Origin of the sequence: Bacillus sp. B1(2022), from assembly GCF_040259625.1 — a bacterium.
Classification (GTDB): domain Bacteria; phylum Bacillota; class Bacilli; order Bacillales; family Bacillaceae; genus Bacillus; species Bacillus velezensis.
The window spans coordinates 476549-491904 of the sequence record NZ_JANIFO010000001.1; the positions used below are offsets into that span (position 1 = coordinate 476549).

General features: G+C 48.1%; 16 protein-coding genes and 1 riboswitch. Of the genes, 10 read left to right on the forward strand and 6 right to left on the reverse strand.

Annotated features, from left to right (window positions below; translation table 11 throughout):
• The first annotated feature begins 17 nt into the window (after positions 1-17).
• A complete protein-coding gene (locus NQS30_RS02425) occupies positions 18-944 on the forward strand; it encodes a substrate-binding domain-containing protein (RefSeq protein WP_218791364.1) in 927 nt (308 codons plus the stop codon).
• Positions 945-974: 30 nt separating this feature from the next.
• Here NQS30_RS02425 and NQS30_RS02430 read toward each other — a convergent pair whose 3' ends face one another.
• Together NQS30_RS02430 and NQS30_RS02435 are read right to left on the reverse strand one after the other, a co-directional pair.
• A complete protein-coding gene (locus tag NQS30_RS02430) occupies positions 975-2831 on the reverse strand; it encodes an LTA synthase family protein (RefSeq protein ID WP_206583730.1) in 1857 nt (618 codons plus the stop codon).
• Between the two features lie 41 nt (positions 2832-2872).
• The gene (locus tag NQS30_RS02435) at positions 2873-3355 is read right to left on the reverse strand and encodes a metal-dependent hydrolase (RefSeq protein WP_003151759.1); all 483 of its coding nucleotides are present in this window, start codon (positions 3353-3355) and stop codon (positions 2873-2875) included.
• Between the two features lie 183 nt (positions 3356-3538).
• On the opposite strand from NQS30_RS02435, the gene sspJ reads away from it, so the two are divergent.
• Both sspJ and NQS30_RS02445 read left to right on the forward strand, forming a co-directional pair.
• Positions 3539-3679 carry a small acid-soluble spore protein SspJ gene (gene sspJ, locus NQS30_RS02440; protein ID WP_007410034.1) on the forward strand — a complete coding sequence of 47 codons (141 nt, stop codon included), beginning with the start codon at positions 3539-3541 and terminating at the stop codon, positions 3677-3679.
• Positions 3680-3801: 122 nt separating this feature from the next.
• A riboswitch (Lysine riboswitch) is annotated at positions 3802-3983 on the forward strand.
• 108 nt (positions 3984-4091) lie between these two features.
• Positions 4092-5504, forward strand: a complete 1413-nt coding sequence (locus tag NQS30_RS02445; RefSeq protein ID WP_014418866.1) for an amino acid permease — start codon at positions 4092-4094, stop codon at positions 5502-5504.
• Positions 5505-5678: 174 nt separating this feature from the next.
• Here the strand turns inward: NQS30_RS02445 and NQS30_RS02450 are convergent, their stop codons facing one another.
• Positions 5679-6617: an iron-hydroxamate ABC transporter substrate-binding protein gene (locus NQS30_RS02450; RefSeq protein WP_012118425.1), complete on the reverse strand. Its 939-nt coding sequence runs from the start codon at positions 6615-6617 to the stop codon at positions 5679-5681.
• A 247-nt stretch (positions 6618-6864) separates the two neighbouring features.
• Here NQS30_RS02450 and NQS30_RS02455 point away from each other — a divergent pair, with 247 nt between their 5' ends.
• Genes NQS30_RS02455 through NQS30_RS02465 form a run of 3 tightly spaced genes read left to right on the forward strand, consistent with a single transcriptional unit; the run spans position 6865 to position 9734 of the window.
• On the forward strand, positions 6865-7902 hold the full coding sequence (locus tag NQS30_RS02455; RefSeq protein ID WP_031378357.1) for a FecCD family ABC transporter permease: 1038 nt from the start codon (positions 6865-6867) through the stop codon (positions 7900-7902).
• The gene (locus tag NQS30_RS02460) at positions 7902-8912 is read left to right on the forward strand and encodes a FecCD family ABC transporter permease (protein WP_007410040.1); all 1011 of its coding nucleotides are present in this window, start codon (positions 7902-7904) and stop codon (positions 8910-8912) included. The genes NQS30_RS02455 and NQS30_RS02460 overlap by 1 nt, the downstream gene beginning before the upstream one ends.
• Before the next feature lie 18 nt (positions 8913-8930).
• Positions 8931-9734 carry an ABC transporter ATP-binding protein gene (locus tag NQS30_RS02465; protein WP_007613715.1) on the forward strand — a complete coding sequence of 268 codons (804 nt, stop codon included), beginning with the start codon at positions 8931-8933 and terminating at the stop codon, positions 9732-9734.
• A 37-nt stretch (positions 9735-9771) separates the two neighbouring features.
• Here the strand turns inward: NQS30_RS02465 and NQS30_RS02470 are convergent, their stop codons facing one another.
• From NQS30_RS02470 to NQS30_RS02480, 3 genes are all read right to left on the reverse strand, one after another.
• On the reverse strand, positions 9772-10194 hold the full coding sequence (locus NQS30_RS02470; protein ID WP_218791363.1) for a regulatory YrvL family protein: 423 nt from the start codon (positions 10192-10194) through the stop codon (positions 9772-9774).
• A 66-nt stretch (positions 10195-10260) separates the two neighbouring features.
• Positions 10261-11421: an oxalate decarboxylase family bicupin gene (locus tag NQS30_RS02475; protein WP_007410043.1), complete on the reverse strand. Its 1161-nt coding sequence runs from the start codon at positions 11419-11421 to the stop codon at positions 10261-10263.
• Positions 11422-11538: 117 nt separating this feature from the next.
• A complete protein-coding gene (locus tag NQS30_RS02480) occupies positions 11539-11694 on the reverse strand; it encodes a YvrJ family protein (protein ID WP_012118419.1) in 156 nt (51 codons plus the stop codon).
• Between the two features lie 242 nt (positions 11695-11936).
• Here NQS30_RS02480 and NQS30_RS02485 point away from each other — a divergent pair, with 242 nt between their 5' ends.
• From NQS30_RS02485 to NQS30_RS02500, 4 genes are all read left to right on the forward strand, one after another.
• Entirely contained in the window at positions 11937-12473 is a 537-nt protein-coding gene (locus NQS30_RS02485; protein ID WP_087920805.1) for a sigma-70 family RNA polymerase sigma factor, read from the forward strand.
• The gene (gene rsoA / locus NQS30_RS02490; protein ID WP_003151778.1) at positions 12470-12706 is read left to right on the forward strand and encodes a sigma-O factor regulator RsoA; all 237 of its coding nucleotides are present in this window, start codon (positions 12470-12472) and stop codon (positions 12704-12706) included. Before NQS30_RS02485 ends, rsoA begins: the two co-directional genes overlap by 4 nt.
• A 173-nt stretch (positions 12707-12879) precedes the next feature.
• Positions 12880-13599 (forward strand): response regulator transcription factor, encoded by a 720-nt coding sequence (locus NQS30_RS02495; protein ID WP_003151779.1) that lies wholly within the window; start codon positions 12880-12882, stop codon positions 13597-13599.
• Complete coding sequence (locus NQS30_RS02500; RefSeq protein WP_015240563.1) at positions 13596-15338, forward strand: HAMP domain-containing sensor histidine kinase; 1743 nt, start codon at positions 13596-13598, stop codon at positions 15336-15338. The genes NQS30_RS02495 and NQS30_RS02500 overlap by 4 nt, the downstream gene beginning before the upstream one ends.
• The last annotated feature ends 18 nt before the right edge of the window (positions 15339-15356 follow it).

Sequence of the window (15356 nt, forward strand, 5' to 3'; positions counted from 1 at the left end):
AAACGGAGCGTGATAATATGACAGAAGCCACTTCCTATACAATAGAAGAAGTTGCGGGCCTTTTGAAGGTCTCCAAACTGACAGTATATGACTTGATAAAAAAAGGACTCATTCCGGCGTACAGGGTCGGAAGACAGATGAGGGTCGATGAAGAGGACTTAAAACAATATAAAGCAAACATGAGAATGTCAAAAAAGCCATCCGCAGCAGAAGCGCCTGACCCGTCCCGCGGGCGGGAGCCGGAAAAAAGGCAGTCCGTTATCATCAGCGGGCAGGATGTGTCGATGGACCTCCTCAGCAAACAGCTGGAACAAACAATACAGGCGGCTCCGCTCCGCAAGTACAGCGGCAGTTTGAACAGCCTGATCGAGATGTACCGCGGGGCTTGTGACATTGTCAGTCTGCATTTGTACGATGGGGAGACGGGGCAGTATAACATCCCGTATGTGAAGCGCATTCTTTCAGGGGAGCCGTTTGCGCTTTTTCATGTCGTGCTGCGGCAAGCCGGATTATATGTGAAAAAGGGCAATCCGCTGAACATTCAGGGCTTTCAGGATTTGAGCCGAAAGGATGTCCGCATCGTCAATCGCGAAAAAGGATCAGGCGCGAGGGTGCTGCTGGATGAACAGCTCAGATCTTTCGGCATTACGCCGTCTGATGTCGCCGGCTATCATGACATTGTCACGGATCATCTGTCAGCGGCTTCACAAGTATCAAGCGGAAAGGCGGATATCGGAGTCGGGTCGCAGCATGCGGCGCATATGGCGGGCACGGACTTTATCCCGGTGATCAGTGAGCAGTACGATGTGGTCGTCTTAAAACAAAACCGGGAGCTTGTTCAAAGCGTGGAGGACATTCTTAATTCTGAGGAATTCAAGTCTCAGCTTTCTCAATTATCCGGATATGATACGAAAATGACCGGACGGCTCATATATGAAACATGAAAAATCCCTCCATATAACGGAGGGATTTTTTTATTGCTTATAAAACCGCAGCAGGTCGCCGTTTAATATTTTATCGGAAAGCATCAGCTCTTGTTCCGCTTTTTCTTTCTCATCGCTGCACGCGCTCATGTCAGAAAGCGGTTCACCCGTTTTACGGCTGTAACACGTATTTTTCGTATAAATATGATCATCCGTGATAAAGCTGCCGTTTCTCAGCACCGCAAACGGGGTCCGCTCTCCGGAAAACAGATCATTGCCGAACTGAATGCTGCCTTTCGTTTCAATGCCGAGCAGGTGAAGCAGCGTCGGTCTTACATCAACCTGTCCCGCGGCCGAAGCAATCGTTTCCGGCGCACGGTCGGTCACCCCGGGAATATGAATGATAAACGGCACGCGCTGAAGCTGAACCGTATCAAACGGAGTGATTTCCTCTTTCCCTAAGAATTCGGCAAGTCCTTGATTATGGGCTTCGGATATACCGTAATGATCTCCCATCAGGACGATCATCGCGTTGTCATACAGTCCTTCTTTTTTCAGCTTCTTGAAAAAGTGTTTCAGGGCCTCATCTTCATAGCGGACCGTCGTCACATAGCGGTTTAATAACTCGCTGCTTGTGTCCGGTTCTTCAATGAGCTGATCCTGTTTATCAATTTCAAAAGGAAAATGGTTGGTCAAAGTCAGCAGGCTCGCGTAAAACGGCTGCGGAAGCTTCTTTAATTTTTCCGCTGACTGTTCGAGAAACTCCTTATCCTTCAGGCCCCAGCCTGTTGAATTTTCCTGTGTCACCTTAAATTCATCCGCGTCGAAAAAACGGTCGATTCCGAATGCCCCGTACATCTCATCCCGGTTCCAAAAGGCCTTATGATTGGCATGCAGAACGGCTGAATAGTATTGACGGTCTTTTAACATATGGTACATCGTATTGAACCGGTGGCCGCTTTTTGTGAAAAAAACGGCGCCGCTTGAAGACGGATACAGCGAATTCGCAGTAATGAATTCTGAATCTGAGGTTTTTCCCTGTTCAGTCTGCTGATAAAAATGAGTGAAGTCATAACTTTTTTTTCGCAGTTTATTTAAAAACGGGGTAATCTCCCGCCCGTTGACCCGCTCATCCATTACAAAACGCTGTGTTGATTCGAGCGTAACAAAAATCACATTGCGCCCCTTTGCGAGCCCGAACTTTGATTCGGACGGCCTGCTGTAGTCGGCTTGAGTGTAATTCGCGACCGCAGCAAGGCTGTCTTCGTCGGCAAACGCTTTAGCTCCTGCATTCAGCGTCTGCGAAATGGTGTCATACAAATGAAAGTGGAACAGGCCGATTCCTTTTACGAGCGCTTCACGATCAAAAGGGTGCTTGAACAGCTTCGGCTGCTCGGCCTCAGACAGCGCAAGGTTGCACAGCATGAGGCCGGCTGATGCCCACGCATACGCTTTAACGGTACGGGCGCCCGCTTTTCCTTTACCAGCTTTATGCCTTTTACCAAGATAAAACAAAACCGCAATATCCAAAAATAAAGCGATATAAAGCGGGTGAAACAGCTCTTGGACGCTGCTTCCCATATCACCCATATTGCTCGCCTGAAACAAAACCGGTATGGTGATAAAATCAATATAAAACCCGTAAAACACCGTATTCGCGATTAAAATTCCCGTCAGCATCACATTTGCCGAAAGCAGAAAGATCCGCTGTTTTTTTTCCGTCAGCAGCAGGGCGATGCCGAACAGCGGCACAATGAAGCTCAGCGGATTAATGAGAAGCAGACATTCCTCAAGAACCGAATTGTTCTGCAGATCAAAACCGAGCTTATAAACGGCATAGGTTTTCATCCACATGAACAGGATGGACAGGCATAAAAACCGATGATTGCTGAAAAAGGTTTTCTTCATATGTATGACTCCTCACCCTAAAAGCGAAAGATGCTTTTTGTTTAAGAGATGCGGCCGTGAACCAGTTCGTATAAATAATAGCAGGATACAATCGTTAAGCCGGCCAGCACAAGCTGCTCCGAAAAGCTCCCCGTTCTCATATAAAGGGGAAGACGGAAGCGGATGGCGGACGGAAACAGCAGTTTAATGCCGTTGACGGTCCATGCGTCAAGCACAAGATGACTCGCCATTCCGATCATCAGTCCGGCGGAAATGCTCGGATTCGGAATATAGGTTGCCGTAATGAAAAACATAATAAGCATAAACAGCAGGCTGTGTGTAAACGTTCTGTGGCCGAACACCGTGCTTACGATTTTGGACAGAACGGGCAGCGTCCTGCCGATTTTGCTTTTCGTATGGCATATGTCGGGAATCAGCGCCCCGAGGGCACCCGCTGAGGTCATAAGGACCGGATCATACCCGTAATAATACGCAATTGCGGAACAAGAAGCGATGCCTCCCATGATGTGTGTTTTTCCTGTCATTTTTCGCTTCTCCTTTTTATTTTTGCCAAAATCCCCTGAATTACAAATATATCAAGAGAATGCATGTTTGATCAACAAACTTTACCTGTTCCGCCAAAAGGAAGGAGACGCGGATTCCGCATATTCTGCCGCGGAAAAAGACACATTATAGGTGTACCTATATTTGATAAAGAGGTGATACAGATGGCTTTCTTTAACAAAGAAAAAGGAAAAAACAGCGATAAAAACAAAAACGTCATTCAAGGCGCGCTTGAAGACGCCGGTGCAGCTCTGAAAGACGATCCGCTTCAAGAAGCTGTTCAAAAGAAAAAAAACAACCGCTGACCATATAAGACGGGTAGGGCGAACGCTCTATCCGTTTTCCATCTAATTTTTCCCTTTGACAGATCTTTTTATCTCTGATAACCTCTGAGTAGAATTGAATGATAAAAATCCTCACTCTTTCTCGGTGAGGTAGAGGTTGCGCTTGATGATGAGTCGCACATGCCAGGCTGATAGGGGGCCGCAAAACATGTGTTAAAGGCATCAGCGCCGAAGTGTAAAGAAAGCCGATCCTTCTTTATGCTGGGACTGTATCTGAATAAGTGCAGGACTGCCGCGTGCTTTTTCGCGGAGGGCTATCCGGAGATCAAGGGTGTGTGTTTCTTTAAGCATGGACTTTTGTTCAGGCTTTTTTTGCGTGTAAATATGGTCTCGGGGTCTGGTCCGTACGAATGAACAACCAGGAGGTACAGGAATGGAACAGACGAAAAAATGGGGTTTTTGGTTATTAACGGCGTTTGTCGTAGGAAATATGGTAGGCTCGGGCATCTTTTCGCTTCCGAGTACGCTCGCAAAAATCGCGAGCCCGTTCGGCGCTACATCAGCATGGCTTTTAACGGGAGCCGGTGTGTTAATGATCGCGCTGGTCTTCGGCCACTTATCCATCCGCAAGCCTGAGCTGACGGCGGGGCCGCAAAGCTATGCGCGTGCGCTGTTCAGCGATCGGAAAAAAGGGAATGCAGCGGGCTTCACGATGGTGTGGGGCTACTGGGTGGCGAGCTGGATCAGCAACGTGGCGATCATCACGAGCCTTGCCGGATATTTAACATCATTTTTCCCGATTTTAACGGATAAGCGTGAAATGTTTTCGATCGGCGGTCAGGCGGTTACGCTCGGCCAGCTGCTGACGTTTGCCGTATGTACGGTTTTATTATGGGGCACACACACGATTCTCGTCACCAGCATTAACGGTGCGAGTAAATTAAATTTTGTCACGACGTTTTCAAAAGTATTAGGATTTATCTTCTTTATCATTGCAGGTTTATTTGTGTTTCAAACGTCGTTTTTCGATCATTTTTATTTTCCGGTTCAAACAGGTCCTCACACAGTTGAGGGAATCGGCGGACAGATCCACAATGCGGCGATTTCAACATTATGGGCGTTCGTCGGAATTGAATCGGCAGTCATCTTATCCGGGCGCGCCCGTTCGCAGCGCGACGTGAAACGCGCCACCATTACCGGATTATTGATCGCGCTCAGCATCTATATCATCGTGACATTGATTACGATGGGCGTGCTTCCGCATGGTAAGCTTGTCGGCTCGGAAAAACCGTTTGTTGACGTATTGTACGCGATCGTCGGCAATGCGGGAAGCGTCATCATGGCGATTCTGGCGATTTTGTGTCTGTTCGGAACGATGCTCGGCTGGATTCTTCTCGGCTCTGAAGTTCCGTATCAAGCGGCGAAATCAGGAGACTTTCCCGCTGCTTTTGCAAAAACGAATAAACAGGGCAGCCCGGTTGTGTCGTTAATCGTAACGAACGTGATGTCACAGATCTTTATCTTTTCAGTTATTTCCCGGACGATCAGTGACGCGTTTACGTTTTTAACGACGGCGGCGACGCTCGCTTATCTGATTCCGTATCTCGTGTCAGCGTTTTACAGCCTGAAGCTCATTTTTACGGGTGAAACGTATGACGAGATAAAGGGTTCAAGAGTAAGAGACGGTATCATCGCCATCCTTGCCTGCATTTATTCTTTTTATGTCATTATTACCGGAACGGCCGATTTAACGACCTTTATTCTCGGTATCGGGCTGTTTTTCGTCGGTTTGCTGTTATATCCTTTCGTCTCAAAGAAATTTGCAAACAACAGACAATCGGTATGACAAAAAGACATCTCACGTCTGTGAGATGTCTTTTTTATTTGCGGCAGCGGGTTACGTTTTGACGGCGTGTATATAATGAATGGTCTCGAATGCGGTTAAATGGTCAGTGCGTCCGCTGAAAAAACGGTCAAGTGTAAAGCGTAATAAAAAGCCGCTGTGACAGCGGCTTCGGGGTTACTTCGTTAAGCTTTTTGTGATGTAGTCGAGCTGGCCTTCAAGTGAGATCGGGTCTGAGAAATAGAAGCCGATCGGATCAATGCGGTAGACATGGTTTTGTTTGACGGCATCGAGGTTCTTCCAGATTGAGCTGTCAAGCACGCCTTTGTCGTCACCGCCGGCCTGCCATGGCCCCATAAAGATGTAGTCTCCCGCGAAGTCAGGCAGTTTCTCGAGTGAAATGCTGGCGTAGCCCGGCCCTTGATTAATGGCTTTTTCCTGCGTCAGTTTTGTGGCCTTCAGCCCGAGTTTGTCATAAATGATGCTTCCGCCGCGGCCGAAGTCTTTACCGAATACATAGATGTCTTTTCCGTTTGTCTGCATGATGGAGATGGTTTTTGAGCCGACCGCTTTTTGAACCTTTGTTTTAGCGGCAGCGGTTTTCTTATCCCATTCAGCCAGCCATTTGTCTGCTTTATCTTCAGTGCCTGTCATTTTCGCAAACTCTTTGAATTGATCAATGTTGCTGAGCTTGTCATATTTAATGGCGATGGTCGGCGCGATTTTTTCCAGTTTTTCAATATCGGCGCCTTGTGTCGTCCAGACAACGATTAAATCCGGCTTTAAGTCAATGATTTTTTCAACGGACGTGCCGTCGCCGATGTTTGTCACACCTTTTGTTTTCCCTTTGTAATAAGGGTTTTTAAATACGTTTTGCGGCGCGCCGACAACATTGATGCCGAGCTGTTTAAAGTCGCCGTAGTAGCCGTCAGCCATGACGACGACCCGTTTCGGGTGCTTCGGAATTTTAATATTGCCGTTTTCGGCTTTATACGTGATGGTTTCTTCTTTTTCAGAAGAACCTTTCGTGTCTGAAGAATTGCCGCATGCGGCCAAAGCGGCGATGAGCAGCATGGCAATCAGCGCTGCGCCGATTTTCTTGTATGTATGGAACATCTGACATTCCTTCTTTCATGAAAATTAGTGATAAAGAGAATCATTATCAGTGTGATTATATCACTGCTTTCATAGAGAAGCACGCTCTTTTTTAAGAAAAACTTTCTTTTTTTATATGAAATTAGGTCTATTAAAAGAGAAGATAAAAGTGCTATACTGAAACAAGTCATTGATAATCATTATCATTACCATTCTTGTTTTGAGAAAGGAAGAACGAGTGTTGGGTCTATTGAAAAAGAAACAGACAATGACGGCTCTAGGGGCATCAGGGAGTGAAATCCAGTGGACGGCGCGTTCATTCAGAGCGGCTGTGCTGCTGTGTGCCGGGATTGCGGTTTTATTGATCGGCGCGGCTCTGTCTGTTTCCATCGGAGCTGCCGATATTCATCTGCGGACGGTGTGGGATGCTCTCTTTCACTTTCAGCCGCAAAATACATCTCATCAAATCATACGCGATCTGAGGCTGCCGAGAACCGCCGCCGCCGCGCTCGTCGGGGCTTTTTTAGCTGTGTCCGGGGCGATTATGCAGGGGCTGACGCGGAACCCGCTTGCTGAGCCTTCCATTATGGGCGTGACGTCGGGGTCAGGATTTGCGATCGCATTGGCGTTTGCTTTTTTTCCGGGGCTCTCTGCCGCTGGGCTTGTTTTGTGGTCCTTTGCGGGAGCGGGAATCGGAGCGCTTATTGTGTTTGGCATCGGCCTGTTTTCAAAAGGCGGTCTGACACCGGTGAAGCTCGCGCTGGCCGGTACGGCAGTCGGCTATTTCTTAACGGGGCTTTCAAGCGCGATTGCGATCCGTTTTGATGTCGCCCAGGATGTGAAGTTCTGGTATGCCGGAGGAGTTGCTTCCGTGAAATGGGAAGGCGTGCAGCTGCTGTTGGCGGTCGGGGTTATCGGACTTTTGCTGGCATTTCTGATTGCGCGCTCAGTGACGGTGCTGAGCTTGGGTGAGGAGCTGGCCAAAGGGCTCGGGCAGTACACATCGCTTGTGAAAGTAATCGGAATGTTTGTCGTTGTCCTCTTGACGGGGGCTTCAGTCTCAGTCGCCGGAGCCATTTCTTTTATCGGCTTGGTGATTCCGCATATCACCCGATTTTTAGTCGGGGTAGATTACAGGTGGATCATTCCCTGTTCGGCGGTATTCGGCGCCGTTCTGTTAGTCTTCAGTGATATTGCCGCAAGACTCGTCAATGCGCCGTTTGAAACACCGGTCGGCGCTTTAACCGCCCTTATCGGCGTTCCCTTTTTCTTTTATTTGGCGCGCAGGGAAAGGAGAGGGCTGTAATGAATGTAAAATCGAAAAAACCGCTGGCGGTCATGGCCGTTACGTTTTTGCTCATATGCATCGTCTTTTTTATCAGCTTAAACATGGGCGTGATCCGGATTGCGCCTCTTGATACGCTACGTGTCTTTTTCGGACAGGGGGATGCCCGGGATCAGCTCGTTTTATTTGAATTCAGACTGCCGCGCATGGTGCTGTCATTGCTGGTCGGCGCCGGAATCGCAGTTTCAGGCGCGATTTTTCAAAGCGTGTCTCAAAATGACTTGGCGGAGCCGGGCATTCTCGGTATTAACGCCGGGGCGTCTTTGGCGGTCGTTTTGTTTATCTTCTTTTTCCAAGGATCAGCTGCTGATTTAAGCATGGCCGGTACATGGCTGCTTCCGGTGAGCGCTTTGGCGGGGGCTTTTCTGGCTGCGCTGCTCATCTATGTTCTGGCTTGGAAAAAAGGCGTTTCACCTGTCCGGCTCGTTTTGGTCGGGATCGGCGTCAATGCGGGGTTTAATGCGCTGCTCTTGATTTTTCAGCTGAAAATGGACCCGCGGGATTTCATGCAGGCGCTTGTATGGATTTCCGGTTCGATTTGGAACGCCAATTGGAAAATGGTGCTGTCCATTTTGCCGTGGCTGCTGGTTCTTTTACCGTTCAGCCTCTATAAAGCCAGGTATTTAAATGTGCTCCAGCTCGGTGATCAGCTGGCGGCGGGGCTTGGCACCCGGGTTGAAAAGGAGCGGCGCGTTCTGCTGATGTGCGCCGTTGCCCTGACCGCGTCATGTGTTGCGGCAGCCGGCGGAATCGCTTTTCTCGGACTCATTGCGCCGCATTTGGCCAGAAGGCTTACCGGACCGCGCCACCAGACGCTTATCCCGGTTTCGGCTTTAATCGGCGCATTTTTATTTCTGCTTGCCGATACGCTGGCGAGAAATGTGCTTGCACCGTCCGAAGTTCCCGTCGGCCTGGTGATTTCCGTGCTCGGAGCGCCGTATTTTGTATATTTGCTGATGAAAACGAAATAGAGGAAGGAGACTGCCGCGATGAACTCATTATCGGCGGAACAGCTTACTGTCGGTTATGGCGACCGTTTGATAGCGAAAGAATTGGATATCGCCATCCCGAAAGGAAAAATTACAACGCTGATCGGTCCGAACGGCTGCGGAAAATCGACGGTTCTCAAAACGATGTCAAGAATCATGAAACCGAAATCCGGCGCCGTCTATTTAAACGGACAGGCGATCATGCAAAAATCCACGAAGGACATCGCCAAGGAAATGGCAATTCTTCCGCAGACGCCTGAAGCGCCGAGCGGGCTGACGGTGTACGAACTTGTTTCTTACGGCAGGTTTCCGCATCAGTCCGGAATGGGCCGTTTGAGTGATAAAGACCGTGACATGATCAAATGGGCGCTGGAAGAGACGGGGATGGCCGAATTTTACGACCGGCCGATCGAAGCGCTTTCCGGGGGGCAGCGGCAGCGTGTGTGGATCGCCATGGCGCTCGCTCAAGAAACGGAGCTGCTGCTTCTTGATGAGCCGACCACTTATTTAGATCTCGCCCATCAGCTTGAAATTTTGCAGCTGCTGGACAAATTAAACAAGGAGCAGGGCCGTACCATTTTAATGGTCATTCATGATCTGAACCATGCCGCCCGTTTTTCCCATTACATGATCGCCCTGAAAAAAGGGCGCGTCATCAAGGAAGGAACGGCGGAGGAAGTCATGACTCCCGGCATATTGGAAGACGTTTTCCAAATTGACGCACAGATTGTAAAAGATCCGCGCACGAACAAACCGGTCTGCTTAACCTACGATTTAATCCGGCATGAAAACGCAACGGTATGATGAAAAAAAACGCAGAGCCATTCCGGCCTGCGTTTTTTTATTGCGCCCGGGGCTGCTTTTGTCCGGAGACGCATTTATCCAAAACGAAAAAAACCCCCGCCACAATCAGCTCCTCCGTCGTTGACAGCCAAATCTTTTCAATCAGTTTATCCGTCGTATACGCGGTCATCCAGAGGAACAGCAGCTGAACGGTGCTGGCTAAAAGGAGAAAAGGCAGCCTGCCCGTCCCAAAAAAGGTAAAGCTATGTATCATCAGCCGCTCAAGCGGTTCAAAACATAAACCGAGAAGAATAAAAAGCACGGAAAAAAGCAGGACGTACGCTATCGATCCGTAGCTCGTCCCGGCTAATGAAAATACGGCCATCATCACGATAAAATACCCGAATAATACGGCAGCGGCTGCCAGGGCATACCGGAGCACATGAAGAAAAAACATTTTCGTCCCGTTTTGATTGATCATCTGTTCAGCTCCTTTTCACACAGAGGAGACTTGCAGAGACGGAACTCTGCAAGCCGGTGTGTATCTTCAGCATTTCTTTTTGACGACAGGGTGTTTCTCTTTCGAAAGAATATCCGTAAAGTCTTTGCCCAGATCCAGATGCTGCTGGACGAATTTCTCAGGAAGCATGGCAAGCCATTGGTTCAGGGACACATCGGCATAGTGGTCATCCTTGAAGATTTCCAGGAAGACGAGCGGCTCATCTCCCAAATTCTCCACATAGTGGCCCATTGCGAACGGAACGTAACCGACATCCCCGGCCTGATAGTTAAATGTTCTTGCATGGCCGTCTGATGCAAAAACCGTCATCCGCCCTTTACCGGAAATATAATACTGCCATTCATGCGTGTTCGGATGCCAGTGCAGCTCTCTCATTGCGCCCGGTTCGACCACGACAAGCGCTGAAGCGATCGTTTTGGACACTTTGAAGTTTGTGGAATCCGCGATATATACTTTGCCGCCATCCGTCTCAGCAGTCGGGCCTTCATCCAGCAGGCGGTAAGTGAACGGATAAGGCACTTCACCGTTCGGGCCTTCCACAATGTCATCTTTCAGCTTCCCGGGAACCGGCTCTTCAAAGATATATTTTTCTTTCCCGGGCAGGCCGGCGAGGTCTTTTTCTGAAACCCCGAAGTTGTTGGCAATGACATCAAGCGGTGTGTGGGCAAGCCAGTCAGTCACTTGGAATGTGCTGTTTTCTGAGAAAGAACCGTCATCAAAAACCAAGAGGAATTCACAGCCTTCTTTCAGCGCCTGAATGGAGTGCGGCAGGCCTGACGGGAAGTACCACAGATCTCCTTCCTTCACGTCATCGATAAAACTGCGTCCCTGTTCATCAACAATCGTGACCCGCGCTTTGCCCGTCAGCATATATGCCCATTCCGCTTCTTTATGCCAGTGCAGCTCACGGATGGCGCCCGGTTTTAAACGCATGTTGACAGATGCCAGATTCTCAGAAATCGGCAGCTCGCGAACGGTCACCTCACGCGCGTATCCGCCCTTTTCCAGCCGGTTGTGCACATCTGAGAAAGAGAATTTCATATTATCCACTGTGCCGTGATCCGTTTCCGGCGGCGTCAGCATATCCGGATTTTGGCGGTCTCTTTCAAGGTTGCGCGGAATCGTGACGGTCGCCCCTTTGTCTCCTCTGATCGGCTGCGGGATATTGCAGTTATTTTCTTTTGACATGTAAATCGTCTCCTCTCAAGCTTTGTTTTTTCAGAAAGTGAATGTGAAAGGCCTTTCGTTTTCCCTTCTGCTTTGTTAAGTGATGCGTTCCGATGAAAAGTCAACTTCGTGTGAAAATTAATTTTTCATTTTCTGATCTTTCAGTTCCGTCATCAGTTCGATCAGGGCGTCAAACTTCTTCTCAAACCGTGTGAGAAGATACATGGCAATCAGAGCCGGAAAGCCGAGATTGCCGATCTGTCTGACCGCTTCTTCTATAAAAACCTGATCCATTATCAGCCACCTCCTGACTTGACCTGCAGTCATGTATATAAGTGAAAGAAAGAGCGGCTCCTGTAAACCTGATATCGCAGTTGAGGGTCTTTTTTTTGTTCCGGCAAATCCGGGACATAAGGAGTGCGGAATCTTAGTCGGAAAGGAGTAGTTTACTTTTTTTTGCTTTCTTTCATTTAATTTAAATAGGGGGCGGTTTTATGGACTATCAAGTTCTTTTACGGTCAAAATGCAAGGAAATTATGAAACATCCGATCGTTAAACATTTTTTAAGTGACCCAAAGCATTACGAGAAATTTAAAAATGTGCTGGAACATTCAGACGAGAAGGATGCAAAATCACTGGACGACCATTTTAAACAGTTTTATAAGGAAATCCGGATCATCAAATATATGAACTCTATGATCCGGATTTTCTCCATCGATTTTGACAAGCGCATCCGTAAAAATCAGAAGCGCTATCCGCTGACGGTGGATCAGCCGGAGGGAGGTGAAGCGCTTCCCTATGAAATGGGAAAAGACGCGTATGAAGAGTTTCTGCGGAAGCAGGGGGATTTGAGCCAGCATGTCCAAAACCGTGATTTATACGAAGCGCTTCAGACGTTAACCGATAAACAAAAAAGCGTGCTGACGAATATTTATCTTCACGGAGCGACGATGAAGGAGATTGCCGAGTCGCTGGGTGAATCACGGCAGAACATTTCCAATATTCATAAAAAAGGGCTCGACAATCTCAGAAAGCAGCTGGACAAGCAAAAAAAGGGGGAAAATAAGCAGTGAACGGGCCATTTGACTTCAACAAAGAGAACACAGATACCGACGAAATGGAACTTTTGATTTCGCGTTTTTCGCCAATGATAAAAAAAAAACTGAGCAATACATCATACCAGGAAAGAGAAGATCTTGAACAAGAATTGAAGATTAAAATAGTTGAAAAAGCGGACATGCTGTTATGCCAGGAAGTGCCGGGTTTTTGGGAATTTATTCTTCATCTTATAAATGAAAGCTCCTGACAAAAGCGGCGGAATGATGGATATTCCGCTCTGACAACATGAGAAAAACGAGAAGAGATGTCCGGTCTCGTTTTTCTTTTCTGTTTCCCCGCAAGACCTCCGCACTAAAAAAGTACCAAATCTTATCCATATAATGATATGATGAAAAAAACAAAGAGAAAGGAACGTCCAAGGTGGAAAATGCGTCAATTTTAATTGTAGACGATGAGAAGGCGATCGTTGATATGGTCAAACGCGTTCTCGTCAAAGAAGGCTATCACAACATTAAGACAGCCGGAAGCGCTGAGGAAGCGATCGAGTTTGTTAAACATGAAACCGCGGATCTGCTCGTGCTGGATGTGATGATGGAAGGCATGTCCGGTTTTGAAGCATGCACCGAAATCCGGAACTATACCGACGCTCCGATCTTTTTTCTGACCGCCCGTTCTTCTGATGCGGATAAGCTGTCAGGATTTGCATTGGGAGCTGACGATTATATAACAAAGCCGTTTAATCCGCTCGAATTGGCGGCGCGGATCAGAGCGACGTTAAAGAGAACCTATAAGCGCGAAGAGAAAACGGCGGTAAAGACGTATTCATACAGCCATTTTTCCTATTCACCGCAAAACGCCGAGCTGATCGTCGGGGGCGAGCCCGTCAGCTGCTCCGCACAGCTTCTGCAATTGCTTCAATATTTCTGTGAACACCCTGATGTGGTGCTCTCAAAAGATCAGATCTATGAAAAAGTATGGGGATATCCGTCTTACGGCGACAACAACACCGTCATGGTGCATATCCGCAAGCTCAGAGAAAAAATTGAAAAAGACCCCAGCAATCCGTCTTATATTGTAACGGTGCGCGGCCTCGGTTATCGGTTTATTCCCGATCAAGGAGAAAAAGGAACCCGCTCATGAGAATGCGCGGAAAATTTCTGCTCCACTTTTTCGGACAGCTGCTGCTTGTCATCCTGCTGATGTCCGTTTTGGCCGTCGCTTCTTTCTTCTATTTGGATTGGCGTTTCAGCGAAGCGGAAGCCAATGCGGGACTGACCAAAGCGACCGCAGACTCGTTTGAAGCGTGGCTTGATAAAAACGAAGACGGCACATGGGATGTCGATGAGTTTTTAAAGATGTCGGTCCGAAAGCAGAAGGGCTGGCTGCAGATCATTAATGATAATGAAAAAACGGACTACGCGTACAGAGTGCCGAAAGACGTCCCGAGCCATTACAGCAGAAAAGATCTCTTATCCATTTACCAGTACCGGAATTTTGACAACTACAAGCTGAATTACTGGACGGTCACGATAAATGATGAGACCTATTTGATTCTGTTCGGCTGGAAATCCGCCAGTGAGCAGCTTCTCACTTACATCGAATCACAGGAGCCATCCCTCGCTTCCCTTTCTCAATATAAAAAGAGCACGGTTGATTATATTAAACGGGAAAAAGGGGCGGTCTACCTTCTCGAAGACAGCGGCAGACTGCTCGGGGATATCAACAGCACGAAAAAAGAACGGAACACCGTCAATGAGCTTGAATTGCTGAAATACAGTTCCAAGCCGTGGAATTACAAACGGGAAATTTCTTTTAAAAGACTCGATAAAACGAAATGGATGGTCGCGTCGGTGCCGAACCCCGTGTACATCCCCGATCACGAGTTTAACAAATCATTTTTGAGAAATGTGATGAAAACCCTCTTCCTCTTGATCGGAATCTTAGTATTTATGATCTGCATCTTGACCATCTGGTACTCTTTCCGTTTCGGCTGGCCGCTGTTTCATACCATCAAATGGCTCGTCAATTTATCAAAGGGCCGGCTTGAAGAGCCGAAGAACCGCAAAGGACAGCCGGTCAGCAAAAACAAAAAAGGCAAAACAAAGCAGCCGTTCCGCTTTTTCGCCGAGATTTTCGAATCGATGGATCAGCTGACCGACACGCTGAAGCGGGATAAGAAAAACAGAGAAAAAATCCAGGCGACAAGGGAAGAATGGATCGCCGGGCTGAGCCATGACTTAAAAACCCCGCTGAGCACGATTTACGGCTACAGCATGATGCTTGAATCGAAGCAATACGACTGGACCCCGGAAGAAGTCAAAGAAATGGGGCAGATCGTCCGGGAAAAATCAGAATATATGTCCAAGCTGATTGAGGACTTAAACTTAACATACCGTCTCAAAAACGCGGCCCTCCCGATCGAACGGCGGCTGATCAACGTCGTGCCGTTTATCAGAAACGTCACGAACGATTTCACGAAAAACACGTTCTCGGAAGGCTATGACATCGCCTTTGAAACCAAAAAGGAAGACATTCTTTTCGCCATTGATGAAGCGTGGTTCCGCCGTATTCTGGAGAATCTGCTGGCAAACGCGGTTAAGCATAATAAGAAAGGGACCGCCATTCGGGTCGTGCTTGAGGAATCAGCCGAACAGCTCATTCTGAAGGTGAAAGATAACGGAAGAGGAATGGACGACGAAACGATTCACCAGCTGTTTAACCGTTATTACCGGGGAACGAATACGAAGGGACCGTCAGAAGGAACGGGACTCGGGCTCGCCATTGCCAAGGAGCTGGTTCACCTTCATAACGGAACCATCCATGTCAACAGCAGAATCAGCGCCGGAACGGTGATTACGATTCTTTTTAAAAAAGATTGAGTTTGGACGCCGCTTTGT